This is a genomic window from Corallococcus caeni, assembly GCF_036245865.1.
GTDB classification, from domain to species: domain Bacteria; phylum Myxococcota; class Myxococcia; order Myxococcales; family Myxococcaceae; genus Corallococcus; species Corallococcus caeni.
In genome coordinates this window covers 1,278,898-1,303,195 of the sequence record NZ_BTTW01000002.1, presented here as the reverse complement: position 1 = coordinate 1,303,195, position 24,298 = coordinate 1,278,898, and the positions used below count along the sequence as shown (strand labels likewise).

General features: G+C 72.0%; 17 protein-coding genes. 8 read left to right on the top strand and 9 right to left on the bottom strand.

All coding sequences use genetic code 11. From position 1 onward, the window contains the following. Positions 1 to 46: 46 nt before the first annotated feature. Positions 47 to 2,797 (bottom strand): serine/threonine-protein kinase, encoded by a 2,751-nt coding sequence (locus AABA78_RS13425; protein WP_338263378.1) that lies wholly within the window; start codon positions 2,795 to 2,797, stop codon positions 47 to 49. Positions 2,798 to 2,921: 124 nt separating this feature from the next. Between AABA78_RS13425 and AABA78_RS13420 the strand changes: the two genes are divergently transcribed. Next, positions 2,922 to 3,830 carry a C39 family peptidase gene (locus AABA78_RS13420; protein ID WP_338263377.1) on the top strand — a complete coding sequence of 303 codons (909 nt, stop codon included), beginning with the start codon at positions 2,922 to 2,924 and terminating at the stop codon, positions 3,828 to 3,830. 77 nt (positions 3,831 to 3,907) lie between these two features. On the opposite strand, the gene AABA78_RS13415 is transcribed toward AABA78_RS13420, so the two are convergent. From AABA78_RS13415 to AABA78_RS13405, 3 genes are all read right to left on the bottom strand, one after another. Further along, positions 3,908 to 4,741: a hypothetical protein gene (locus tag AABA78_RS13415; RefSeq protein WP_338263376.1), complete on the bottom strand. Its 834-nt coding sequence runs from the start codon at positions 4,739 to 4,741 to the stop codon at positions 3,908 to 3,910. 175 nt (positions 4,742 to 4,916) lie between these two features. Further along, complete coding sequence (locus AABA78_RS13410; protein WP_370469456.1) at positions 4,917 to 6,308, bottom strand: sigma 54-interacting transcriptional regulator; 1,392 nt, start codon at positions 6,306 to 6,308, stop codon at positions 4,917 to 4,919. Positions 6,309 to 6,452: 144 nt separating this feature from the next. Beyond that, on the bottom strand, positions 6,453 to 8,258 hold the full coding sequence (locus AABA78_RS13405; RefSeq protein ID WP_338263374.1) for a fibronectin type III domain-containing protein: 1,806 nt from the start codon (positions 8,256 to 8,258) through the stop codon (positions 6,453 to 6,455). A gap of 176 nt (positions 8,259 to 8,434) precedes the next feature. Between AABA78_RS13405 and AABA78_RS13400 the strand changes: the two genes are divergently transcribed. Both AABA78_RS13400 and AABA78_RS13395 read left to right on the top strand, forming a co-directional pair. Further along, positions 8,435 to 9,691: a GAF domain-containing sensor histidine kinase gene (locus tag AABA78_RS13400; protein WP_338263373.1), complete on the top strand. Its 1,257-nt coding sequence runs from the start codon at positions 8,435 to 8,437 to the stop codon at positions 9,689 to 9,691. Between the two features lie 317 nt (positions 9,692 to 10,008). After that, positions 10,009 to 11,772, top strand: coding sequence for a hypothetical protein (locus AABA78_RS13395; RefSeq protein ID WP_338263371.1), 1,764 nt, complete (start codon positions 10,009 to 10,011; stop codon positions 11,770 to 11,772). A 9-nt stretch (positions 11,773 to 11,781) separates the two neighbouring features. On the opposite strand, the gene AABA78_RS13390 is transcribed toward AABA78_RS13395, so the two are convergent. After that, positions 11,782 to 12,807: a serine hydrolase domain-containing protein gene (locus AABA78_RS13390; RefSeq protein WP_338263370.1), complete on the bottom strand. Its 1,026-nt coding sequence runs from the start codon at positions 12,805 to 12,807 to the stop codon at positions 11,782 to 11,784. A gap of 228 nt (positions 12,808 to 13,035) precedes the next feature. Here AABA78_RS13390 and AABA78_RS13385 point away from each other — a divergent pair, with 228 nt between their 5' ends. Together AABA78_RS13385 and AABA78_RS13380 are read left to right on the top strand one after the other, a co-directional pair. Further along, on the top strand, positions 13,036 to 13,914 hold the full coding sequence (locus tag AABA78_RS13385; RefSeq protein ID WP_338263369.1) for an ATP-grasp domain-containing protein: 879 nt from the start codon (positions 13,036 to 13,038) through the stop codon (positions 13,912 to 13,914). 47 nt (positions 13,915 to 13,961) lie between these two features. Continuing rightward, positions 13,962 to 15,284 carry a hypothetical protein gene (locus AABA78_RS13380; protein ID WP_338263368.1) on the top strand — a complete coding sequence of 441 codons (1,323 nt, stop codon included), beginning with the start codon at positions 13,962 to 13,964 and terminating at the stop codon, positions 15,282 to 15,284. Between the two features lie 16 nt (positions 15,285 to 15,300). Here the strand turns inward: AABA78_RS13380 and AABA78_RS13375 are convergent, their stop codons facing one another. After that, positions 15,301 to 16,533 (bottom strand): hypothetical protein, encoded by a 1,233-nt coding sequence (locus AABA78_RS13375; protein ID WP_338263367.1) that lies wholly within the window; start codon positions 16,531 to 16,533, stop codon positions 15,301 to 15,303. A 46-nt stretch (positions 16,534 to 16,579) separates the two neighbouring features. After that, positions 16,580 to 17,422, bottom strand: a complete 843-nt coding sequence (locus tag AABA78_RS13370; RefSeq protein WP_338263366.1) for a helix-turn-helix transcriptional regulator — start codon at positions 17,420 to 17,422, stop codon at positions 16,580 to 16,582. A 211-nt stretch (positions 17,423 to 17,633) separates the two neighbouring features. Between AABA78_RS13370 and AABA78_RS13365 the strand changes: the two genes are divergently transcribed. Continuing rightward, positions 17,634 to 18,806: a zinc-dependent alcohol dehydrogenase gene (locus AABA78_RS13365; RefSeq protein ID WP_171421428.1), complete on the top strand. Its 1,173-nt coding sequence runs from the start codon at positions 17,634 to 17,636 to the stop codon at positions 18,804 to 18,806. A gap of 47 nt (positions 18,807 to 18,853) precedes the next feature. On the opposite strand, the gene AABA78_RS13360 is transcribed toward AABA78_RS13365, so the two are convergent. Together AABA78_RS13360 and AABA78_RS13355 are read right to left on the bottom strand one after the other, a co-directional pair. Next, complete coding sequence (locus tag AABA78_RS13360) at positions 18,854 to 19,720, bottom strand: hypothetical protein (RefSeq protein ID WP_338263365.1); 867 nt, start codon at positions 19,718 to 19,720, stop codon at positions 18,854 to 18,856. A 30-nt stretch (positions 19,721 to 19,750) separates the two neighbouring features. Further along, complete coding sequence (locus AABA78_RS13355) at positions 19,751 to 20,647, bottom strand: GNAT family N-acetyltransferase (RefSeq protein WP_338263364.1); 897 nt, start codon at positions 20,645 to 20,647, stop codon at positions 19,751 to 19,753. A 345-nt stretch (positions 20,648 to 20,992) separates the two neighbouring features. Here AABA78_RS13355 and AABA78_RS13350 point away from each other — a divergent pair, with 345 nt between their 5' ends. Both AABA78_RS13350 and AABA78_RS13345 read left to right on the top strand, forming a co-directional pair. Further along, the gene (locus tag AABA78_RS13350; RefSeq protein WP_338263363.1) at positions 20,993 to 22,078 is read left to right on the top strand and encodes a polysaccharide biosynthesis/export family protein; all 1,086 of its coding nucleotides are present in this window, start codon (positions 20,993 to 20,995) and stop codon (positions 22,076 to 22,078) included. Beyond that, positions 22,075 to 24,279, top strand: a complete 2,205-nt coding sequence (locus AABA78_RS13345) for a polysaccharide biosynthesis tyrosine autokinase (protein ID WP_338263362.1) — start codon at positions 22,075 to 22,077, stop codon at positions 24,277 to 24,279. Before AABA78_RS13350 ends, AABA78_RS13345 begins: the two co-directional genes overlap by 4 nt. Positions 24,280 to 24,298: the final 19 nt, after the last annotated feature.

Genomic DNA, 24,298 nt, shown 5'->3' with positions numbered 1-24,298 from the left:
ACCTGACAGCCCTTCACCGGGTGACTCCTGTCACCCGGTGGCGCCGCTAACGCCTTGCGCGAGACCGGGGCTCCTTGAGCCGTGCGGGGACGGCGGCGGCCTGCGGAGCCGGATGCGCCTCCAGCCAGCGGACCACGCTCGCGGCTTCGGGCTCACGCGTGGCGCGGACGAAACGCTCGCGGGCCGCTTCCGCCTCCTGCCTCGCGGGCAGCGGCTCTCCTGCCTCCCACAACGCCTTCGCGAGCGCGAAGCCGGACTCCGCCAGCGTCCCCTCCGGCATCGACGGATACCCCACCGCCAGCCTCAACGGCGCGATGGCTTCCTTGGCGCGGCCCAGCCCCAGCAGCGCCTGGCCCACGCCGTCCTGGCTGTACTGGAAGGTCTCGTCTCCCGGAGGCGCCACCTGCTGCTTCGTCGCGAGCGCTTCCTCATAGACGCGCAGCGCCTCGTCGTAGCGGCCCAGCGCCAGCAGGCACATGCCCACCTCGTCCAACCCCTCCGCCACCGGCAACGTGCGCGCGCCCAGGAGCGCCCTGCGGATCTCCACGGCGGCACGCGCGTGCGGCAGGGCCCGGGCTGGCTCCGCCGCCTCGCGCAGCGCCCAGGCGAGGGCGTCGTGCCGGCGCGCGGTGTCCGGGTGCAGCGGGCCCACCGAAGCCTCCGTCAGCGTCAGCGCGCGCTCCAGCAGCGCCACGCCGCGCGCGGTGTCCTTCATCCGGATCGCCAGGCCGCCCTGGAGGAAGGTGATGCGCGCGCGCAGCGGGTGGCCTTCCGGCAGCGCCGCCTCCGCCCGTGTCCGCGCATCCTCGAACAGGGCATTCGCGCGGGAGAAGTCGTTCTTCGCGACCGCGAGGTTGCCTTGATTGACCCGCACCTCCGCTTCCAGCACGGCGTCACCGCCCATGCGCCGCAGCGTCGCGTCCGCGAGCCCGCTCCAGACCTCCGCCTGGTCGAAGTGCCGCTGCCCCTCCTCCACGTAGAGCAACCGGTTGAGGATGGTGACCTTCAGCCGGTCCGCGCGCCCCGCCTCCGCGTCGAAGGCCGCCTGCCGCAACGCGATGGCCGCCCCCGCGGAGTCCCCCAGTTGCTCGCGCATCCAGCCCTGCTGGAGCTGGAGCCGGGCCATCAGCGGCGCGTACCCCGAGGCCCGCACGGGCTCCACCAGCGGCTCCAGCCGCGTCCGCGCCAGAGGAAGGCGTCCGCCATCCACCAGCACCTTCACCTCTGACAACCGCGCCTCCAGGCGCTCCACCTCGGCGCGCTCCGCTTGCGACTCCGGCAGCCGCTGCTGCTCGCCCAGCTTCGCCACGTCCGCGCACTCGTCCAGCGCGGGGAGCGCGTTCACCAGCGACAGGGACTTCTCCACGAGGGGGGCGTCCGCGGTGGACAGCAGCGCCACCACCGCGCGAGCGTCCTCACGCCGCCGCTCCAGGCACACCACGCGCTCGACCCGCAGGGCCTCTGGCTGGGTACCCTCCACGAGCGTGGCCCTGCACGCCTCCGTGTGCTGCTGGCTCCAGCCGCGCGCATACGCATCCAGCGCGTCCGCCACGCGCCCGGCCATGTCCGCCCCCAACGGGCTGCCCGTGGAGAGGAAGGCACGCACCACCTGCTCCCGCTGCGGTGCACCCCACACCCGCGCCATGAGCGCGTCCGCGCCCTCGCACACGCGCGACTGTTGATGGAGCACGCCGCCGCCCACCAGCAGTCCTCCCGCCAGGAGGCCCGCGCCGCCCCACGCGCGGCGCCGGGCCCTGCGCTTCGGCTCCTGCCCCAGCGCATCCAGCAGCGCCGCGAGCGTCGGGAAGCGCTCCGCCGGGCGCAGCGCCAGCCCGCGCACCACCGCCCGGCCCACCCACGCGGGCACCCGCGTGTCGCGCGGGGGCGCCAGGAGGCGAGGGGCGTTCGGGCCCTCCAGGTCGGCGGGCGTCCTCAGCGCCTGCATGCGCGCGACGTCGAAGGGGCGCTGGCCGTAGAGCGCGGCGTACAGGGCGGCGCAGAAGCTGAACTGATCCGTGCTCGCGTCCGGGACCGCGCCCAGCACCTGCTCCGGGGACATGTAGTTCGGCGTGCCCATCACCGCGCCGGTGACGGTGATGGGCGCGTCCAGCATGCGCCGCTCCACGGCCAGCGCGTCCACTTCCCGCGCGGCCAGGTCCGCGTCGTCGCCGGAGGGCAGCCCCACCTGGCGCGCGAGCCCGAAGTCCGTCACGCAGACGCGGCCCCGGCGGTCCCTCAGCACGTTGGCCGGCTTGAAGTCGCGGTGCACCAGCCCCGCCGCGTGCGCGGCCACGAGCCCCCGGCCCGCGCTCAGGTACGTCTCCAGCACCTCGCGCCACGAGCGGGGGGCCTCCTTCAGCCACTGCCCCAGCGTGCCCCCGTCCAGCAGCTCCATCGCCAGGAAGACCTGGGCGCCCCAGATGCCCACGTCGAACACCGGGATGACGTTCGGGTGTGAGATGCGCGCCATCGCCTGCGCCTCGCGCAACAGCCGCGCCCGTCCCAGCTCTGGATCCGCGTGGCCCTCCGGGTGCAGCAGCTTCAGCGCCACCTTCCGGTCCAGGTCCGGATCATAGGCCGCGTACACCACGCCCATGCCCCCCGCGCCCAGCGGACGCAGCAGCAGGTAGCGCCCCACCTGGACGGACGGGGACGGCCCTGCGCGGGGCTGCCGGTCCGACTCATTCGTCGCGGGCACGGCCTGCGCCGGAGTCCGCGGCAGCAGGCGCGTCGCCTCGTCATCAGGACGGCGCGCGGGGAGCGTGTCGTCGCGCGCGTCCGCGTCCGGGGTCTTCATGGTGGGTGCCATCCTATGGGCCCCCGCGCTGCCATCACCATGCCCCCACAACCCGGCCAGTGCCTTCTTCGATAATGGTGGGACCGCCGTCCGCGGTTGCCTCCCCCGAGCGCAAGGGCTGTTCATGAACGTCACGCGTCCCCAGAATCTCCCTCCCTCCCTGCCCCCCGAGCAGGCGGCCACGACGCAAGGCCGTGCTCCCGTCCAGGGCCAGCGCGCTCCCGAGCCGGTCCAGGAAACGGAGCAACTCCACGCGCTCCAGCAGGACCGCTTCGAGGAGTCACCCGAGGTCGCGGGGCAATGGGCCGCCCAGGCCGCGGGGGCCGGACAGCCCCTGGGCGCGCGTCCCCTGGAATTGTCCCAGATGGAGCAGGTGCCCTCGCTCACGGACGCGAAGGGCTCTGGCGCGAAGGGCTGGCCCCAGCAGACGCCGGTCCTCCGGCAGACGGACGCCACCAATTGCGGTGCGACGGCCGCCGCGATGCTGGTGCGCGCCAACGGCGGCGGCCAGGGGCAGACGGACGCCCAGCTCGTCCAGTCGCTGGAGTCCCGCTACTCCGACAGCCAGGGCACGACGCCGGACCAGATGGGCCAGATGCTCGCGGGCCAGGGCTTCGAGGTCACGCGCGGCGCCGCCAACTTCGACCGCGACGCGCTGAACGCCGCGCTCGACTCGGGCAAGAAGGCGGTGGCGATGGTCGACTCCAACCTCATCCAGCCCGGCGCCTCCGGCAACACGCCGGCCGGCAGCGCGCACTGGGTGGAGATCGACGGCAAGAACGCGCAGGGCCAGTACCGCATCCATGATCCGGCCACCGGCGACAAGTACGACGTGGACCTCCAGCACCTCACCCAGGCGATGAACTCCGGCTGGGATTCGTTCCATGGCGGCGGGATGCTCATCGTCAATCCCCAGGGCGGTGACGCGGGCGCGCTCGCCGCCGCGAACGCGAATCACTCCGCCACGCTGGGGGACTCCTCCGGCATCGGCTCCAAGAACAACTCCTTCGGCTCGCGCGAGTCCGGTTCGTAGTTCGCGCGGTGTCAGAGCGCGAAAAGGCCCCGCGTGCATCACACGCGGGGCCTTGTGCTTCACGCCCACCCGCTGCTTCAGATGTTCGGGATGTCGGAGGCGAAGCGCTGGTTGTCGGTCAGCGCGGACGGGTTGGCCCGGGTGGCCTCCAGGAACAGGCGCGCGTTGTTCGTCAGGCTGCGCTCGAAGGCGAACGCGTCGTCGCCCTTCACGGCCGGGTTGCCGCTGATGCGCTGTTCAGGGTGCTCGAAGTTGGTGCGGCCGCCGCGCACGTGGTGCAGGTAGTTGTTGGCCCCCACCGCGCGCATCGCATCCAGCGCGTTGCTCACGTTGAGGTCGATGGCTTCGGGGCTGCTGCCGTTGAGCTTCTGGAGGTCATCCGGCAGGTGCTTGCCGTAGGTCTGGAGCAGGTCCTGGTTCAGGTTGAAGGGGCCGTAGTTCGTCGCGGCGCCGCTCTTGTTGAAGTCCGTGCCGCCCTCCTGCATCACCTGCGCGACGAGCAGCGCGGCCTCCTCGGGGGTGGCGCCTGCCTTGGTGGCCGAATCCCAGACGTTCTGCTTCCAGAAGCCCAGGGGCTGCCCGTTGTACTGCTTGTCATCCGCGTACGAGAGCGCCGGGTAGTCCCTGGAGGCATCATGCGAGCTGGCCGGCACGAGGGCGTCCGCGCCCAGCGGGTCGGAGCCCGCGCCCGCGGGACGGGTCGTCGGAGTGGAGGGCAGTGACTGCGATTGCGTCCGCGCCGACGGCGAGGACTCGAAGCGGTCCGTGTGGAACAGCTGCTGGCGCAGGGCCGCCGCGGACGCGCCCTGGGAGGGCTGGGGCTGCGGCGACGGCTGCGTCCGCGCGGACGGCTTCAGCAGGGAGGCGAGGAGCGAGGACGGGTTGGAACGGGAGGAGACGGAGGAGAACATGGCGTGCTCGGGGTCGGAGGGGCCGTGAATGGCCGGTACGCCTTGCCTAAGCAGGAGCGATGCCAGCGCTCCGCGCGTCGGGGCGCGCCGGGCCTTCCGAGGCAGCCGCCACCCCGCGGGGCTCGCGGGTGGGTGACTCGAGTCACCCGGTGGCGGTCCCACCAGGTGACGGGAGTCACCCGGCGTCGTCTTCGTCCGCCCCGGGCTTGCCGTCGCTGAGCTCCAGGCCGTGCTTGCGCATCAGCTTGCGCAGGTACACCCGGTCGATGCCGGCCTCCCGGGCGGCGCGGTTGAAGCGGCCCTCGCAGCGCTTGAGGAGGCTCTTGAGGTAGTCGCGCTCGAAGCCCTCGACGAGTTGCTCCTTCGCTTCCTTGAAGGGCTGGGCCAGGTCCAGCCCGCCCGCGCGCAAGGCGGCACGGCCGGGGATGCCCGGGTCGATGTCGGGCAGCGACTCCTCGCCCAGGTTCACCACGCGGTCCACCACGTTGCGCAGCTCGCGCACGTTGCCCGGCCACGGGTACTGGACGAGCAGGGCGCGCGTCTGGTCCGACAAGGAGCTGGGCGGCTTGCCCAGACGCTCCAGCACGGTGTCGATGAGCATCGGGATGTCCTCCGGGCGCTCGCGCAGGGGCGGCAGCACGACGCGCAGCACGGCCAGCCGGTGGAAGAGGTCCCGGCGGAACTTCTCCGCCTTCACCGCGGCCTCCAGGTCCACGTGGGTGGCGGCCACCACGCGCACGTCCAGCTCCCGGTAGTCGTTGCCGCCCACCCGCTTCACCTGGCGGCGCTCCAGCACGCGCAAGAGGCGCGGCTGCAGCTCCAGGGGCAGCTCGCCCACCTCGTCCAGGAAGACGGTGCCCCCGTGCGCCCTCTCGAAGGCGCCGGCCCGGTCCGCCTGGGCCCCGGTGAAGGCGCCCTTCACGTGGCCGAACAGCTCCGACTCGATGAGCGACGGCGCGATGCCCGCCAGGTCCACCACCACGAAGGGCTTCTTCGCGCGCGGGCTTCCGTGGTGCAGCCCTTCCGCGCACAGCTCCTTGCCGGTGCCCGTCTCCCCCTGGATGAGCACATCCGAGTCGACAGGCGCCATGCGCTCCAGGAACGTGAAGACCTCCCGCATCCGGCGGCTGGTGCCCACCAGGGCCCCGAAGCGGTCGCGCGACGACAGCAGCAACGCGCGCTCGCGGGTGTCCTCGGGCATCACCTTGAGCCGGGTCTCCCCCAGGGTGAGCACGGCGCCGGGCCGCACCTCCAGCTCGGAGAAGCGCAGGCCTTCGCAGAAGGAGCCGTTGTACGAGCCCAGGTCCGTGGCGACGACCCGGTCCTCCTCCACCTCCAGCCGCAGGTGGTGGCGCGACACCGTGCCGTCCTCGAGCACGATGTCGCAGTCCGCGCTCTTGCCCAGCAGGTAGGACCCCACGGGCAGCGGCCGGCCCTTGCCGGCCCCGGGCCCCGACAGCACCCACAGCTTCAGCCGGACCTTGCCGCCGTCCTTCGCCGGAAGGGTCCGGGTCCTCTCGGAAGACAGCGCCTCCCGCCCCTCCTGCCTGTCATCCCGTGTCGACACCGCGGCGACGGTAGCACGCGAGCTGAAGGCCCGGAGGCCCCGGGAACCCTCTCACCTCCTCCCGGTGCCCGTTGGAAGGCAATGCCTTGCACCCCACCCCGCCGCCCACCGGTACGCATCCGGTGGGCGGAGGCCCATGGGGCCCTATTGATAGGTGTCCAGGTAGGCGCGGTGGCTGTTGGAGAACTCGAAGTTCGTGAACGCGTCCCAGTTGATGGACCAGGTCATCAGCCCCTTGAAGCCGGGGTAGCCGCCGGCCTGGCGCAGCACGTAGGTGCCGCCGAAGGACTGGCCCTTCATCAGGTAATCCAGCGCCTTCTGCACGTTGGCGGTCGTCGTGTAGCCGCCGCCCGCGGCCTGCGGCGAGGACGGCAGGCCAATGACGACCTGCTCCGGCCGGAGCGCGGGGAAGACGGCGCTCGCGTTGCCGCCCACCGGGAAGCCCTGGAGCAGCATCTCCGCCATGGCCACGTGGAAGTCCGGCGTGCCCTGCGCGTAGGCGCGGCCGTCCAGCGCCATCACGGTGCCGGTGTTGTAGTGCTGCACGTGCAGGTACGTGAGCCGGTCGCGCAGCGCGTGGATGACGGGGAGGTAGGCGCCCCACGGGCCGCCGTAGGCCGCGTAGCCGCCCTGCACGTAGGCCGTCTCCGGCGCCATGGTGAGCAGGAGGCCCGGGTTGTCGTTGAGCAGCTGCCGGGTGCCGGCGATGAGGTTCTGGATGCGCGGCGTGGTGGGATTGCGGAAGTCGGTGTCCCCGCCGTTGAGCGAAAGCGACGCGCCCTCCAAATCCAGGTCCAGCCCGTCAAAGCCATACGTGTTGATGAGCCCCTGCATGCTGGTGACGAAGGCCTGCTTCGCCGCCGCGTCGTCCAGATGGATGGTGCCGTTGGCGCCGCCCAGGGAGATGAGCACCTTGCGGCCCTGCGCCTTGAGCGTGGCGATGTCCGCCTTGAACTCCGCCACGGTGGCGTTGTACGGCGTGAAGCCCATGGTGCCCGACGGCGCGCCCGTCACCGGCTCCGCGAAGGCGACCTGGATGACGTTGAACTTCGAGGACACGTCGCGCAGCCGGATGTTCGTGGAGCCGTTGTCGAAGTTGTGCCAGTAGCCGACCAGCACCTTGCTGCCCGCCGGCGCGGTGTTGCCCGTCGTCACGGCGACGCTGTTGCTCGCGGAGGAGCGGTTGCCGGCCGCGTCGCGCGCCTTCGCGGTGAACGTATACGTGGTGTTGGCGGCGAGCCCCGTCACGGTGGCGCTGGTCGTGGTGCTGGTGGCCGCGGCGCTGGTGCCGCCGTTGACGAAGATTTCGTAGCCGGTGACGCCCACGTTGTCGCTGGACGCGTTGAACGCCAGGGACACGCTGGAGGCCGTCACGCCGGTGGAGCGCAGGGAGCCGGGCGCCGTGGGGGCCTGGGTATCGGACGGGGGACGCGTGGGCGTGGTGGTGCTGAACGCGGCGCTCGCCGCCGAACGGTTGCCCGCGGCATCGCGAGCCTTCACGGTGAACGTGTAGGCCGTGTTCGCGGCGAGCCCCGTCACGGTGGCGCTGGTCGTGGTGGAGGTCGCGAAGGCGGAGGCGCCGTTGTTGACGAAGACCTCGTAGCCGGTGACGCCGACGTTGTCGGAGGACGCGCTCCAGCTCAGCGACACGCTGTCATACGTCTTGGCTGGAGAGGTGAGTCCGGAGGGGGCGGTGGGGGCCTGGGTGTCCGCGGGCGGAGTGCCGGTGCGCTCCAGCCACAGGGCGAGCACGTTGGGCGGCTCCCAGCCTGGCAGGGACGTGTGGGCCTGCCGGCAGTCGTAGCCCTTGCCGGCATACGACGCGATGTCGCCCACGGCGTACGCGACGCCCGGGGCCCAGGCCCCCCGGTCCGCGGCCAGCGCCAGGGTGGGAAGGAGCAGCAGGAGCGCGGCGAGGGCCGCGCGGGATGAGGAACGAGGGGGATGCAAGGGGGGAAAGCCTCCCGGAAAGGGTCCGGGAGGCAAGGAGGGTGGGCCCGGGGAAAGCGGGTCAAACCGCTCGGAGGAATTCTCGGGCCTTCCCAGAAGGTTGGTCAGCGAACGGACGACCTGGCGCTGGGGATCGCGGTGCCCGGTTCCCGGCCCCCTGAACTAAAATCGCCGCCATGAAGTTCCTGGGTGAATTGGACGAGGCCTCTCTTGGGCGGACGCAGCGGTGCAACCGCCGCCTCACGGATCCGAACCGCTTGCAGGCCATCCGGGAAACCCGGCTGATGGACACGCCGCGGGAGGAGGCCTTTGATCGCCTCGCCCGTCTGGCGGCGCAGCTGCTCAACGTGCCGCTGACCATCATGTCCCTGGTGGACGCGGACCGGCAGTTCTTCAAGGCGGACTTCGGGTTGCCCTCGCCGTTCCGGGAGACCCGGACGCTGCCCATCGACGCGTCGCTGTGCCGCTACACGCTCGAGGGGGACCCCATCATCTCCTCGAACGCGCCGGCCGACTCGTTCCTGAAGTTCCATCCGTCGACCGGGCCCTGGGGCATCGTCGCGCTCATCGTGCTCCCGTTGATCAACCCGGACGGACACGTGCTGGGGACCTTCTGCTGCATCCAGCCCACGGTGCGCGAGTGGAGTTCGCAGGACCTGGCGGTGATGAAGGAGCTGACGGCCTCCATCATGACGGAGATCAACCTCCGCGATCAGATCCAGAAGCTCAAGGCGGAGCAGAACCTCCGGGAAACGTTCGTCGCGGCGCTCACCCACGACCTGCGCACGCCGCTGACGGCGGCGAAGATGAGCGCGCAGCTCCTGGGCAGGCGCCATGCGGACCTGCCCAACGTGCAGACCTCCGTGTCCCGGGTGACGTCGAGCCTGGACCGCGCGGAGCGGATGATCCAGAACCTGCTGGACGCCAGCCGCATCAAGGCCGGCAAGCGGGTGGGCGTGGAGCTGGGCGAGTGCGACCTCCACACGGTCGTGTCCCAGACGCTGGACGAGCTCGCGGCGGTCTATCCGGAGCGCTTCGTCCTGAAGGCGCAGGGCGCGTTCAAGATGCGGGCGGATCCACTCGGGCTGCGCCGCATCGTGGAGAACCTGGCCTCCAACGCGGCGAAGTACGGCGCGCCGGGCACCCCGATTGAGGTCCGGCTCGACCGGAGCGGGAACCAGGCGATGCTCCAGGTGCGCAACGAGGGCAACCCCATCGCCGTGGAAGAGCTGCACACCATCTTCGAGCCGTTCCACCGCACGCGCTCCGCCACGGAGAGCGCACAGAAAGGCTGGGGGCTGGGCCTGCCGCTGGTGAGGGGGCTCGCCGAGGCGCACGGGGGAAAGGCCTCCGTGACGAGCTGCGCCGAGGACGGGACATGCTTCACCGTCACCCTTCCGCTCGATCCAGCATCGCAGCTGCTGTCGGCCTGACGGGGACGGAGCATCGAGTGCCTGGGAGGACATGAGCCATGAAGGACCGCGCCCTCCCGGAGTTGATTGCCTGGCGTTGCAGGGTGACGCGGCGTCCTCGCCCACCTGGAAGGGCTGGCCCGCTGAGGCCGTGGCCTGTGGAGAGGACCGCAGGGAGGTGTCGCGGTTGCTTGCGTGGCCTGCGCTCCAGCGGTCGCCGGACGACAGGAAGCGTGCGCGCACCGCACGTGTGCCTTGCAGGGCGGCTGTGGGTGCACTAGCCATCGGGGGACGAGGGCCGACGGCGCCGACCGCTCGGGTCCTCCGAGGATGACTTTATGGCCCAGCGCCGCCCGACCCGCCCTTCCGCCTCCCCTGATTCGTCCAAGTCCCGCAGTGCCCCTGGCAAGGCCGCCACGAAGCCCGGAGGCCGTCCCACCGGGGGCAAGGCTCCTGCCCCGGCGAAGAAGGCCGGGGTCGCGAAGCCGGTGGCGCAGGCGCTGAAGACCGCGGCCTCGAAGCTGAAGCAGGCCGCGAAGGCGGTGAAGAGCGCGGCGACGAAGAAGCCCGTGGCGAAGGCTCCGGCCTCCAAGGCAAAGCCTGACGCGAAGCCCGCCGCGAAGGCTGCCCAGGCCCCGAAGGCCTCCGCCACGAAGTCCGCACCGGCGCAGAAGACGCCTGCGGCGAAGTCCAGTGCACCGGCTCCGAAGACCTCCGCCGCGAAGTCCGCCGCGCAGCCTCCGAAGGCCCCTGCCGCGAAGTTGGGTGCCAAAGCGTCGAAGGCGCCCGCCGCGAAGTCCGCCGCGCAGCTTCCGAAGACCCCTGCCACGAAGTCGGGTGCCCAGGCGCCGAAGACGCCCGCCGCGAAGTCCGCCGCGCAGGCTCCGAAGGCCCTTGCCGCAAAGCCAGATGCACAGGCTGCGAAGACGCCCGCCGCGAAGTCCGCCGCGCAGGCTCCGAAGACGCCTGTCACGAAGCCCGCTGCGCAGACGCCGAAGGCTCCTGCCTCGAAGGCTCCGAAGGCTTCCTCTGCGAAGGCCGCCGAGCAGGCTCCGAAGGACTCCGCATCAAAGGCATCCACCGTGCAGTCCTCTACCGCACTCGATGGAACCGGAACGCCGACCGAACCGCCTTCGAAGGCTTCCACGTCGAAGACCGCCGGACGGTCCTCCAAGGTTCCCGCGGAAGAGCCCGCGTCGATGGAGGGAGGCGCGAAGGCTTCTGAATCGAAGCCCGCTGAACAGCTCCCGGAGGCTCCCCCAGCGGAGCCCACGTCGGCCGGCGAGCCCCTGAAGGCCTCCGCTTCGGCCCCCTCCGAGGAGTCCGCTCAAGCTCCCGAGCCGACCGCATCGGCCTCGGAGACGGCTGAACCGAAGACGGACGCCAGCGAAACTCCTTCGAAGCGCGCGGGGAAGATGCCCAAGGGCTCCTCCGCGAAGAAGGCCTCCGCCTCTCAGGAGGCTCCGTCGCCGTCACCTTCGGAAAGCGCCTCGGAACCCGCCACGCCCACGGCGCAGGCGGAGATGGGCGCCACCGACGCCGCTCCTGCCAGCACCGTGGAAGCAACGCCTCCCGCCACGGAGACGCCCCCCGCCGAAGCTCCCTCGCGCAAGGCCCCGGGTCGCGGCGCGAAGCGGAAGACCTCCGAAGCCGAAGCCGCTCCCGCTGAACCCACGGCCGCACCGGCAGAGCCGCCCGCCCCTCCCGCCTCCAGCGAGGAGCCTTCGTCGAAGTCGAAGCGCGCGGCGCGCACCACGGAGGAGCCCGCCCCCGCGCCCTCCGCGCCGGCGAAGCCCGCCCGCACCGTCGAACCCCAGTACCTCATCCTCACCGGCGGCTCGCCCTTCCTGCGCGCCATCGGCTCCGTGCGCCGCCCGGAGGGCGAACCCCTGCCGGGCTTCGGCAACCTCGCCGTGACCAAGATGTCCGCGGCCCCGCTGCCCACCGAACCGGGCCAGTACGAGTTCCGCTTCCAGGCCAGCAACGGCACCGGCGACTTCAAGCTCGCCCAGCGCAGCGAGAACGGCGCCCCGCGCAACGTGCGCGACTTCGAGATGGCGTCCTCGGGCGGCTTCCAGAGCTACCGCTTCAGCATCCCCTGAGCGCGCGGCTCACGGCAGGAACCGCGACATCAGCGCGAGCCCCTGCGCCTCCAGGGGCACGCGCCCCCGCAGCGCGGCGAACAGCGACCAGCCGTGGTCCGCCAGGAGCACCACGGCCGCGTCCGCCGCGACGCTCAGGCCCATGAAGCCCACGTAGCCGCCCATCACCGACGAGCGCCACGCCACGTCCTTGCCGCGCACCTGGGACACGTTCCATCCCAGGCCGCGCTGGAAGGCCCCGGCCTTCACCCGGGGCGCCTGCATCCGGAACAGGGCCTTCGTGAAGGACCGCTCCCCCCGCCCCAGGCCGGTCTCCAGGAAGCGCATCACGTCCCCCACCGTGGAGTGCAGCGCACCCCCACCCGGCAGCGCCGGGAAGGTCCAGGGCGGCACGGGCTTGCCTCGCGCGGTGTGCCCCTGCAACAGGCGCGGGGCCAGTTCCTCCGTGACGCGCGCCGTGGTGTCCAGCAGCCCCATGGGCTTGCAGAGCACGTCCCGCATCAGGTGCCCGTAGTTCAGCGCCATGCGCCGGGACAGCGCGTGGCCGAGCACCCCCATGCCCAGGAAGGACTCGGAGGACGGGTGCGGCGGCGGCCGCCGGGGGTGGTAGTTGCGCAGGAACTCGCCGAACAGGGCCGCGGAGTACTGGCCGAACGGGTCGTCGGGGTTGCGGGGGGCCGCGTCCAGGTTCGGCGGCAGGTGCGGCAGCCCGGAGGTGTGCGTCGCGAGCTGCTCCAGCGTGATGCTCCGCGCGACCTCGTCGCTCATCAGCGACAGGGGAATCAGGTTCCCGAGGGGCTCGTCGAGCCGCACGTCGCCGCGCTCCGCCATCACCGACAGCAGCGCCGCCGTGAAGACCTCCGTGAGCGCCCCCAGGGAGAAGAGGGCGTCCGTGGCCGGAGGCGTCCCCTTGCCGCGCAGGCCTTCGACGTGCAGCGCGCCCCGCCACGTCATCGCCGCGCACACGGAGGCCGTCGGGTAGCCACGCAGGTAGGGGCGCAGCTCCGCGTGGAGGAGGTCGGAAGGGTTCGACATGGGGTGGCGCTTTAGGGGCCCGCAGCCCGGTGAAGCAAGCCTTCCGGAGCCGCTTCTGTCAGACATCACCGTGCGGGGGCGTCGGCCCCCTGGAAGGCCCCTTCGTCCAGACATGCCGCCCGCGGTCGCGCCCTCCGGCGCCCGCCGTGGCCGTGTCAGGTCCCGCGTGTGCCCGCGTCAGCGTGGGCCCGCCGTTCCCCAGCGCTTCCCCGACGAAAGGCCACCTGCATGCCCACTCCCCCTGCCGCGAAGGCGATCCTCTTCGGGCGCAACCCCCACCAGCCGGATCCGTTCGACGTGGAGGCCGACGCGGCCGAAGCGCTGGGCGTGGATACGTACCAGGCGGACCTCTCCGCCCTCCTGTCGGGCGACGCGGCCAGGGCGCTCACGGGGGTGCCGGAGCGGGGCCACCTCCGGCTGCTGTACCGGGGCTGGATGCTCACGGAGGAGGAGTACGGCGAGCTGGATGAAGCGGTGCGGGCCCTGGGGCACCAGCTGACGACGACGCCCGAACAGTACGCCGCCGCGCACTACCTGCCCCACTGGTACCCCCGGCTGGCCGGCTACACCGCGCGCTCGGTCTGGACGGAGGGGCCGGACGCGGCGGAGGCGTGGCGGGCGGCACGGAAGCTGGGACCGCCGCCGTGGATCCTCAAGGACCACGTGAAGTCCGCGAAGGAGCGCTGGACGGAGGCGTGCTTCGTGCCGGCGGGCGCCACGCGCGAGGACTTCGAGCGCAGCTGCCAGAACCTGCTCGACGAGCGCGGCGACCGCTTCGAGCGGGGCTTCGTGGTGCGCCGCTACCTGCCGCTCAAGGTCTACGGCCGGACGCCCGCGGGGCCCGCGCACCTGGAGTTCCGGCTGTTCTTCGGCCGGGGCCGGCTGCTCGCGGCGGAGCCGTACCACGAGTTCGACGTGGAGGTGCCGGACTTCTCCGCCTTCGAGCCGCTGGGCCGCCGCATCCCCTCCCCGTTCTTCACGCTGGACGTGGCGATGCTGGAGGACGGCGGCTGGGCGGTGGTGGAGGTGAACGACGGCGGCGTGTCCGGCCTGCCGCCCGGGTTGGATCCGCGCGACCTCTTCGCCGCGCTGCTCGACCCGCGCTAGCCCGCACGGTGGGGAGACAGGCTCCGGCCGGTGCTAGCGTGCACGGGATGACGGACTCCGCCCGTGCGCGCACAGGGTTGCGCCACCGCCTCGCCACCCTCCTCCTCGTGGGACTCACCGCGTGCGGAGGCTGCCAGAAGACCGACGCCGAGCGCGCCGCGAAGGAGCGCGCGGAGATCGATCAACGCCTCCGCGACTCGGTGGCGCTCGTGCCCTACCGCGCGCTCAAGCTCACCGTGCGCGCGGAGGACGACCCTCGGGCTCCGGAGGAGGTGGCCCTGCTCTGGAAGGCCCTGGCGGAGACGCGCGCGCTGCCTGACACGTTCGTCAACGACGAGGTGACACGCGCGGCGGCCCGTACGTACCTGGACCTGGGCATCGCCTTCTACAAGGCGCGCAAGACGCTCCAGACGCGCGACGAGGACGAGTTCCCCCTGCTGTGGACCCGGTGGGCCTCGGGCGCGTCCATGCCCCTGCCCTCCTACGACGCGGGCCAGGAGCACGCCCTCCTCGCCGCCGCCCTGCTGGCGCTGGACGCCGCGGAGAAGTCCGACCGCATCCCCGCCACGGAGCTGGTCTTCTACGAACTGTCGCGCGCCACGCCCGCCCCCAACTGGCCCGCGCCCCTGCGCGCCGCGGTGCAGGCCAGCCGGGGCACCGCCTTCTGCCAGGCGGGCTACCACTACGCCGCCGAGGAGGAGCTGACCGGCTTCCTCACCGAGACGGAGCGCCTGCCGCCGGAGGCCTTCCCCGCCATCCAGCAGGGCACGCCCGCGCAGTCGCGCGAAGCGGTGCTCGCGGCCGCGCACTTCCTGCGCGCGTGGAACCGCATGGGCCTGAAGCGCGAGCGCGCCGCGGAGGACGACATCGAGCAGGGGCTGCGCTCGCTCCAGACGCTGGGCGTGGAGAACGAGCTGACGTGGTGGGGCTGGGCCTTCATCCACACCCGGCGCGGACGCTACGAGGAGGCCGCGGCGTCGCTCGACAAGCTCGCGGCCAGCCCCTACCTGGAGGAGACGGAGCGCCGCGAGGTGCACGCCAGCGCGGAGTCCCTGCGCAAGCACGGGGACAGCCTGCCGCTGTTCCAGCAGACGCGCGCGACGGTGCTCCTGGGCCGCACGCTGCTCGCGCGAGCCGGAGGCCTGGAGCACGTGCTCACCGTGCTCCTGGGCCCCGACCGCGCGCAGCGGCTCTACGCCCCGTTGGTCTGGATGGACCGGGTGCGCCAGCGCACGGCGATGCTCTCTCCGGAGCAGGTGGCCCAGGGCGCGGGCGAGACGCTCGACCGCGCCCGCGAGGTGGGCAACCGCGGCTGGAAGGCCCTCCAGGACCGGCTGGACAAGAGCACGGCCCAGGACAGCCCTCCGTGAAGGAGGCCGCTCCGGTTCACCGCGCCGCCGCTTCACCCAGCGCCTTCACCGGGTAGTGCCCCGGCGAGGCGCGGAAGCGGCGCTCCAGCTCGCCGGGCTTGAGCACGCCCTGCTCGAACAGGCCCAGCAGGAAGGACTCGTACGTCCCTCCGCGTGAAGGGCCCGCGCGCTTCAGCTCCTCGTAGAGCACGAAGGCCAGGACGTGCATGCCGTCGTCGTGGTCGCGGAAGAACTCCGCGCCCGTGAGCGGGCGGCCCTCCCGGTCGTGCAGCAACCCCTCCCGTTCGCTGACATGGACGTCGATGGCCTCCGCGCAGTCCTCCTCCGTCAGGCCGCGCGCCGTCGTGTAGCCGAACGCCGGGTCGTGCTCGCGCACGAGCCGCTGGAAGTAGGGGTCCGCTTCCAGCGCCTTCAGCTTCGCGTCCAGCACGCCCTCCCGCGTGAACGGCGGGTGCAGCAGCTCATGCACCGCCGTCTTCACCGTGACGGCCGCCGGGTACGTCGCGTCCGTGAGGAAGTTCCACCCCGTCACGCGGACGCCGTGCGGCTTCGCGAACATCAGCACGTGCGCGTTCAACGCCGCCACCTGGAGGTCCCTGCCCAGGAGCTGCTCATCCCAGCCCACCACGTCGTACGGCGCCACCTTCGCCGCCAGCCCCGCGATGGCGTGCTCCACCGTGGGCAGGTACTCCGCGCGCCAGATGCGCGGGAACTCCACGCGCTCGAGGAACGCCAGCAGGACGCCCAGGTCCTCGCGCACGGCCTCCACCTCCGCGAAGCCGTCCTCCTTCCCGTACGACGTGGCCAGGAAGTCCGCGCGCATCCGCCCCCACGCCGCGTCGTCCGCCACCGTCGCCGCCAGGTCCTCCACCGTGGTGGCCTCCGTGACGGAGAAGACCAGCGTCAGGAACGGCCCCACCATCTTCCCGCCCTGCTTCGCCATCCGCTCGGTGAGGTGCGTGAGCGCGGCCTGTTCCGGGGCCTCCAGCAGCGCGGAGAAGCGCTGGAACTCCGCCGGGTAGAAGCGCGTGTAGAACGCGTCCCCGCGCAGCAGGTTCAACAGGCACAGCGCGTCGTAGGCCTCGGACGGACGCAGCACCCAGTGCGTGCGCCCGGAGTCCACGCGGCGCACCGCGGGCTCCTTGGGCTCCGGAGCCGCGGGGACGGGCCGGGAGCCCGCGCAGGCGGTCCACAGCAGCGCCGCGAACACGGCCACGGCGCGGCGGAAGGAAGGCGATTCCAGGGTCATGCCCCCGGACATAGGGCCGCCCGCCCTCCCCCGTCTTGGACGGAACCTACCGCGTGGAACCGGATGCACGTCCCGCCAGCCGCCGGTACTCCGCCGGGGTGAGGTGCAGGCGGCGGCGGAACTCGCGCGTCAGGTGGCTCTGGTCGCAGTAGCCCGCGTCGAGCGCGATGTCGCCCAACGGCCGCGCCGTCTCACGCAGCGCCCGGACCGCCCGCTCCAGGCGGGAGCGCCGCAGGTACTCCGCCGGGCTGCACCGCCAGGCCTGGCGGAAGGCCCGCCCCAACCGCAGCGGGCTCACCCCCGCCTCCCGCGCCAGCGCCGCGAGCGTGGGCGGCGGGCCCCGCACCGCGTCCAGCAGCTCCCGCACGCGCTCGAGCCACGCCGGAGGCGCGGCGTCCTTCACGGGTGCCGACGCGCGCACCGCCTCCGCCAGCAGCTCCAGCGACAGCCCTTCGATGGCCAGCGCCGCCACGTCGTCCACGCGCCGGAACTCCTGGTACACGCGCGCCCCCAGCGTGGCCACCCGCACCGACGCCAGGTCCACCCGCGGATCCAACCCCGCGACGAGCGCCCCCCGCGACCGCCACGACGCCTCCGAGAAGTCGATGTTGAAGGTGCGCGTGCGCACGCCCCGGATGTGCTGCGCGTGCTCCAGCCCGGGCGCCTGGAAGGCGACCGACCTGGGCGTGCACTCCCGCGCGCGCCCCTCCACCACGTCCGTGAACCCGCCTTCCAACGTGAGCCGGAAGCCCGCGTGCAGGTGCCGGTGGGACGGCAGCCGGACGCCAGGGGCGTACGTGCTCTCCGTGAGGACGAGCCCCGCCACCTCCACGCGGTGGAGCGGCGTGCCCAGATAACGGCCGAAGTCGAGGACGGGTGCGGAGGCCACACCCCTTTTTGCATCGGCCCCGGGTCCCATTGCATCCCCGACGTGGATTCCGCGCTGCTTTGTCCAGGGGCGGCGCGACGCCGGGGCCGGGCGTGCCCCTCCCTCTTCCGAGCGCCAGACAGCCAGACGGCGGCAGGCCGGGAACGTTGGCCATGCACGTTGCACGTCCCCAGGTTTGCCCAAACGCCTTTCAACGAAGGAGCCCCACCCGATGAAAGCCATCTGCTGGCATGGCCACGGTGACGTCCGTTACGAGTCCGCCCCCGACCCGAAGATTGAAGACCCCCGTGACGCCATCATCCGCGTCACCCGCACTGCCATCTGCGGCTCCGACCTGCACCTGCTGGACGGCTACATGCCGACCATGAAGAGCGGCGACGTGCTGGGCCACGAGTTCATGGGCGAGGTGATGGAGACGGGCTCCGGCGTGACGAAGCTCAAGAAGGGCGACCGGGTCATCGTCCCCTTCAACATCGCGTGCGGCGAGTGCTTCTTCTGCCAGAAGACCCTCTTCTCCCTGTGTGACCGCTCCAACCGCAACGCGGAGGCCGCCGCGAAGATGATGGGCTATTCGCCCTCCGGCCTCTTCGGTTACTCGCACATGCTGGGCGGCTTCTCCGGCGGACAGGCGGAGTACGTGCGCGTGCCGTACGCGGACGTGGGCCCGCTGAAGATTCCGGAGGGCCTCACCGAGGACCAGGTCCTCTTCCTCACCGACATCTTCCCCACCGGCTACATGGCGGCGGAGAACTGCCAGATGGAGAAGGGCGACACCGTGGCGGTGTGGGGCTGCGGCCCCGTGGGCCAGTTCGCCATCCAGAGCGCGTGGATGTTCGGCGCGGGCCGCGTCATCGCCATCGACCACGTGCCGGAGCGCCTGGCGCTCGCGAAGTCCTGGGGCAAGGCGGAGACCATCGACTTCACGAAGCAGGACGTCTACGAGACCCTCAAGGAGATGACCCAGGGCCGCGGCCCGGACCGCTGCATCGACTCCGTGGGCGCGGAGGCCCACGGCACCGGCAGCCTGGACGCCGTCATCGACAAGGCGAAGGCCGCGGTGAAGCTGGCCACGGACCGGCCGCACGCGCTGCGCCAGGCCATCTACTGCTGCCGCAAGGGCGGCACCGTCTCCGTGCCCGGCGTCTACATCGGCTTCCTGGACAAGCTCCCCATGGGCGCCTTCGTCAACAAGGGCCTGACCATGAAGACGGGCCAGACGCACACGCACCGCTACACCCGGCCCCTGCTGGAGAAGATCCAGGCGGGCGCCATCGACCCGACGCGCCTCATCACCCACCGCGCCCGGCTGGCGGATGCCCCCGCCCTCTACAAGAAGTTCCGCGACAAGGAGGACGGCTGCATCAAGGTCGTGATGACGCCGTAGTCCCGCCCCGGGCCCGGAGGCCTCCCCTTCCGGGCCCGTCGTGTTGCTCAGGCCTGCCCCGTCAGCCGGTAGTAGGCGTGCGGGCGGCGCCAGCGGATGAAGGCGCGCGCCAGCGGGTTCATGCCCCAGTGGATGGGCACCGGATCCACCACGAAGCCCAGCTCGTCCTTGAACTGCTCCAACTGCGCCGCCTCGCGGGCGTGCAGGCCGCCCACCAGCGTCCGGGCGCCCAGCCGGCGGCAGACCTGCGCGAACTCGTAGATGAGGCCGGTGGAGATGTTCGTCGGCAGCGCCCACGTCGCGTAGTAGGCGCTGAAGCCATACGCGACGCCGTCCACGATGTAGCCGTCCAGGTAGCCGCCCAGCTTGTCGTCCACCAGCCCCGCCAGCACGCACCAGTGGTCCGACGTGAAGTACTGCCGCAGGCCCTTGAGGTACTCGTCCAGCGTGGGGATCTTCTTGTGCTGCGTGCGCGTCAGGGCATCCCGCACGACGCCATAGCCCTGCTCCAAGAGCAGCGACGGCCCGGTGAGCTGGACGACGCGCACCGTGCGCTGGGCCTTGCGCAGCTTGCTGCGCCGGTTCGAGTTCAGGCGGCTGGTGTCATAGGTGTCCAGGTCCTTCAGCCGCACCACGGGGACCTTGCCCGTGGCGACGTTCGCCGTCTCCGGCGTCAGCGCCGCCCGGTAGCCCCAGGCCAGCGGCGTGGGCGGCGTGGCCTCCTCCGGCGTCAGGCGCGCCAGCAGGTGCACGGGCTGGAAGAAGCCGGGCGCCCCCGACTGCTCCCAGTAGTGTCCCCGGTGGGAGATGACGCGAACGCCCTCTTCGCGCCGGCGCTCGGCGAGCTCCCGCTCCGTCAGACACGTGAAGCGGGCGTCCGCGACCTCGCGGAGCTGGGGAAGTGACAGGACCATGGAAACCCCTCCACCAACGGCACAGGAACGTCAGGAAAGGGGCGCGCGGTAGGCGGGGAAGAAGTCCCCGCCCGCGTGCCCCTGGGACAGCCTCGCGTACGCCTCCGGATCACAGATGAGGTCGTGCGTGTGGAACCGGGACATCGCGTTGGCGAAGCCGCGCTTGTACCGCTCGACGCCATCCCCCGGCCGGACGCCGCCGCCCAGGTGGACGGAGGCATCCAGCTTCTCCGCCAGCTCCACCATCACCGGGAACTCGTTCTTCGCCGGCGAGTGCGCCAGGTACGCGTCCGCCGTCCCGCCAATGAAGTTGTGCAGGAGCCCGTCGCTCAGCACCACCAGCGCGGCGGAGGCCACCACCCCGTCCGGGGCGCGCGTCGTCACCAGCCACGCGAAGGGACAGGTGAAGACCTCCTCGAACCACGCGTCGGTGAAGAAGTACCGCTCCCCGGCCTGGTTGCGGACCAGGGTCTGCCGGTAGATGGCCTTGAGCGCCTCGCGCTGCTCCGGTGGCGCGTCCTTCGCCGGCACCGCCGCGCTGACGTAGCCTCGCCGGGCGTTGCGGCGGATGTCCGCGCCGTGGTCGCTCCGGAACCGCACCGGCAGCTTCGGGTCGATGAGGCACACCTCCGCGCGCAGCCGGCCTCCCGCGAAGCAGTACGGCCCGCCAATGCGGTCGCGCAGGAAGATGCTGACCAGCTCCGTGCCCCGCCAGTCGATGGCGTCCACCGGCACCTCGGAGAGCCCGTTCAGCTCCGCGCCGGGAAACCCATACGGCGACACCGCGTCCCTGAAGCCCGTCCCCTCGATGGGCCGCACGATGAGCGGCACCCGCAGCGCCCGCCCCGCTCCGTCCTCCACGATGAGGCTGTGCGTCACCCCTTCGGCGCGCAGGTGCTGCTCGGAGCGGAAATAGTCAGACGACACGGCGCGCTGGCCTCCGTCGGGGACGAGGACGGCTCTCCACGGTGTCACTCGGTTCATGCGGGGTTCCCCTGGAGGCGAAGCGCGTGGCCGGACGGCCGCTTGAAACAGCCAGAGGGTATGGGGACGCGCCCCGGGTCCGTCATCGCCCCCCGGGGTGCAGGGCGATGTCCTGATTCCAGCGCTTCGCTCCCTTCCGGCCCCCCAGGGCAGGGCATGTGTCACCTCGCCAGCGGGCCCTAACGGCTTCCAGACATTTGGCATTACCCGGGGCTTACGCTTGCACGGTTTGTCCGGAAGATTCCCCGCCTTATGAAACATGCCCTGCTATTGGCCGCGGTGTTCTGCATGAGCGCATGTGCCTGGGGCCCGGGAATGCAGATGGACGAGGACGCCTTCCGGGAGCGCTATGCCGGAAAGGCAGACGCAGGCACGGACGGCGCCTATGAAATCGTGCCCATCGACGCGTCCCTCATCAGCCACCAGCTGGAGGCGCGCAAGCAGGTGCGGCCCACGCCCCGGGTGGATCCGCTGGCCGGGGTGGCCACGGACTATGACTACCGGGTGACGGCGCACGACGTGCTGAGCGTCATCGTCTGGGACCATCCGGAGCTCACCATCCCGGCCGGCGAGTTCCGCCCCGCGGAGACCACCGGCCACCCGGTGGCCGCGGACGGGACGATGTTCTACCCCCACGTGGGCGTCATCCCCGTCGCGGGCAAGACGCTGCGGGAGATCCGCGAGCTGCTCACGCAGCGGCTGGCGAGCGTCATCGAGAAGCCCCAGCTGGACGTGCGCGTGGTGGGCTTCCGGGGACAGAAGGTCCAGGTGACGGGCGAGGTCGTGGCCCCCAGCACCCTGCCCATCACCGACGTGCCCCTGCGCGTGCAGGACGCCATCGCCCAGGCGAAGGGCTTCTCCACGGAGGCGGACCTGCGCACCGTCACGCTCAGCCGGGGCGGCGCCACCTTCACGCTCGACCTGCAGGCCCTCTACGAACAGGGGGACACCAGCCAGAACTGGCTCCTCCAGGACGGCGACATCGTCAACGTGGCGGACCGCAGCCGCAACAAGGTCTTCGTGCTGGGGGAGGTCCGCAAGCCGTCCTCCCGCGTGATGGTGAAGGGGCGGATGACGCTGGCGGAAGCCATTGGCGACACCGAGGGCTTCGACCCGCTCACGTCCAACCCGAGCCGCGTGTATGTCATCCGGGGCAGCTTCGACCGCCCCTCCATCTTCAAGCTGGACGCGAAGTCGCCGGACGCGCTGCTCCTGGCGGAGCAGTTCCAATTAAAGCCACGCGACGTTGTCTTCGTCTCCGCGCACGACTTGACGCGGTGGAACCGGATCATCGAGCAAATCCAGCCAACAGTTCAGCTGCTCTGGCAGGCAGTGGATATCGGAGACAGAACCATCATCATCGAAAACCCATGACGAGCACCCCCCAACGCGTGACGCCGCCCCGCCCCGGCCCCGGCACGCAGGATGATGAGCTGGGATTGGGCAGATACCTGGCCATCCTGGGAGAGCGCCGCGGCACCATCGCGGCGTCCGTCGCCCTGGCCCTGGGCGTGGGTGGGCTGTACCTGCTCACCACGGCGCCGGTGTACCGGGCCAATGCCATCCTTCAAATCGAGCAGAAGGCCAGCAGCCTGGGCCAGCTGGACGCGCTGATTCCAGACGCGCCCAGCATGGCGGCCACGGAGATGGAGGTCCTGGGCTCCCGGGCCCTGCTGGGGCGCGTGGCGGACACGCTGAACCTGGGCGTGAGCGTGGAGCCCCACCACTTCCCGCTGGTGGGCGCGGCCTGGGCCCGCGCGCACGAGGGGCCGGAGCTGGCGGCGGTGCCGTGGTGGGGCCGGGCCTCGTACGCCTGGGGCGGGGAGAAGCTCCAGGTGGAGCGGCTGAACGTGCCCACGGAGTGGGAGGACGAGCCCCTCACGCTCGTGGCGCAGGCCGACGGCGCGTTCACGCTGTGGGGCCCCGACGGGCGCGCCGTCCTCCACGGCGTCGCGGGCACCAGCGCCCGGTCGGAAGCGGGCGCGACGCACGAGGTGGAGCTGGACGTCACCGAGCTGCGCGCCCGGCCGGGGACGCGCTTCCGGCTGACGCGGCGCTCGAGGCTCGCGGTGGTGGAGGAGCTGCAGCGCACGCTGCGCATGGCGGAGAAGGGCACCGGCACGGGCGTCCTCAACCTGACCCTGGAGGGGCCGGATCCGGTGCAGGCCACCACCACGCTGCGGACCATCGCGGACGCGTACGTGCACGCCAACGTGGAGCGCCGCAGCGACGACGCGGGCCGCACGCTGTCGTTCCTGGACAGCCAGCTCCCCGGCCTGCGCCAGGGCCTGGAGCAGGCGGAGGCCGCGCTGCGCGACTACCGCGCCAACAAGGGCGGCGTGGACCTGGCGCTGGAGGTGCAGGCCGTCCTCAACCGGAGCGCGGACCTGGACAAGGACATCTCCTCGCTCACGCTGGAGCGCTCGGAGTTGCGGCAGCGCTTCACCGAGCACCACCCGCTGCTCGTGGCCACGGAGCGCAAGCTTTCGCGCCTGCGCACGGAGCAGGCCGCGCTCAGCGCCCGGCTCAAGGGCATCCCGGACGCGGAGCGGGTGTCCGCCCAGCTCACGCGCGACGTGAAGGTGGCCAACGAGCTGTACCTCCAGCTGCACAACAAGGCCCAGGAGTACCGGGTGCTCAAGTCGAGCAACATCACCAACGCGCGCCTCATCGACGCGCCGGTGGTGACGCGCCTGCCCGTGCGCCCCACGAAGCCGGACGTGTTCGCGGTCAGCCTGGTGCTGGGGCTGGTGGCCGGCGTCGCGCTGGCCTTCGCGCGCCGGTCGCTGCACCCGGGCGTCACCGACCCCGCGGCCCTGGAGTCCGCGCTCGCGGTGCCCGTGCTGGCCAGCGTCCCCACGGGCCCCCACCGCGCGGAGGGGCCCCGCCTCCCCTCCCTCATCCTGGCGCGCGGCGCCCCCCGGGACATCACCGTCGAAAGCCTGCGCGGCCTGCGCACCCGGCTCCAGCGGGCCATGAGGGAGGCGGGCAGCCACGTCGTGGCCCTCACCGGCACGGCCCCCGGCGCCGGGGCGTCCTTCGCCGCCCTCAACCTGGCGTGGGTGATGGCGGAGACGGGCCAGCGCGTGCTGCTGGTGGACGCGAACCTGCGCGGCGGCTGGCTGCACCGGTGCTTCCGCGAGGCGCGCCTCTCCGGCCTTCATGAAGTGCTGCGGGGCACCGCCACCCTGGAGCAGGCCGTGCTCCAGGACGCCGCGCCCGGCCTGTCGTTCCTGGGCGCGGGCGCGCTCCCGCCGGACCCGGCGGAGCTGCTGGCCGGCGCGACGTTCGACACGTTCGTCGCGCGCGTGGCGGCCGAGTACGACGTCGTCCTCTTCGACACGCCCTGCATCCTCGCGGTGACGGACGCGGCGCTCGTGGGCCGGCACGCGGGCGTGCGGCTCGCCGTGGTGCGCGCGGCGACCCAGTCCCTGCGCGAGGTGGCCACGGCGCTGCACCAGCTGGAGCAGAGCGGCGTCCCCGCCCACGGCCTGGTCCTCAACGGCGTGCCGCGCTCCCGTTCGGGCCGCGCGGTGAGCGGCGTCTACCAATACGAATACCCGTCCGCGAACTGAAGACCCACCGGGAGGCCGC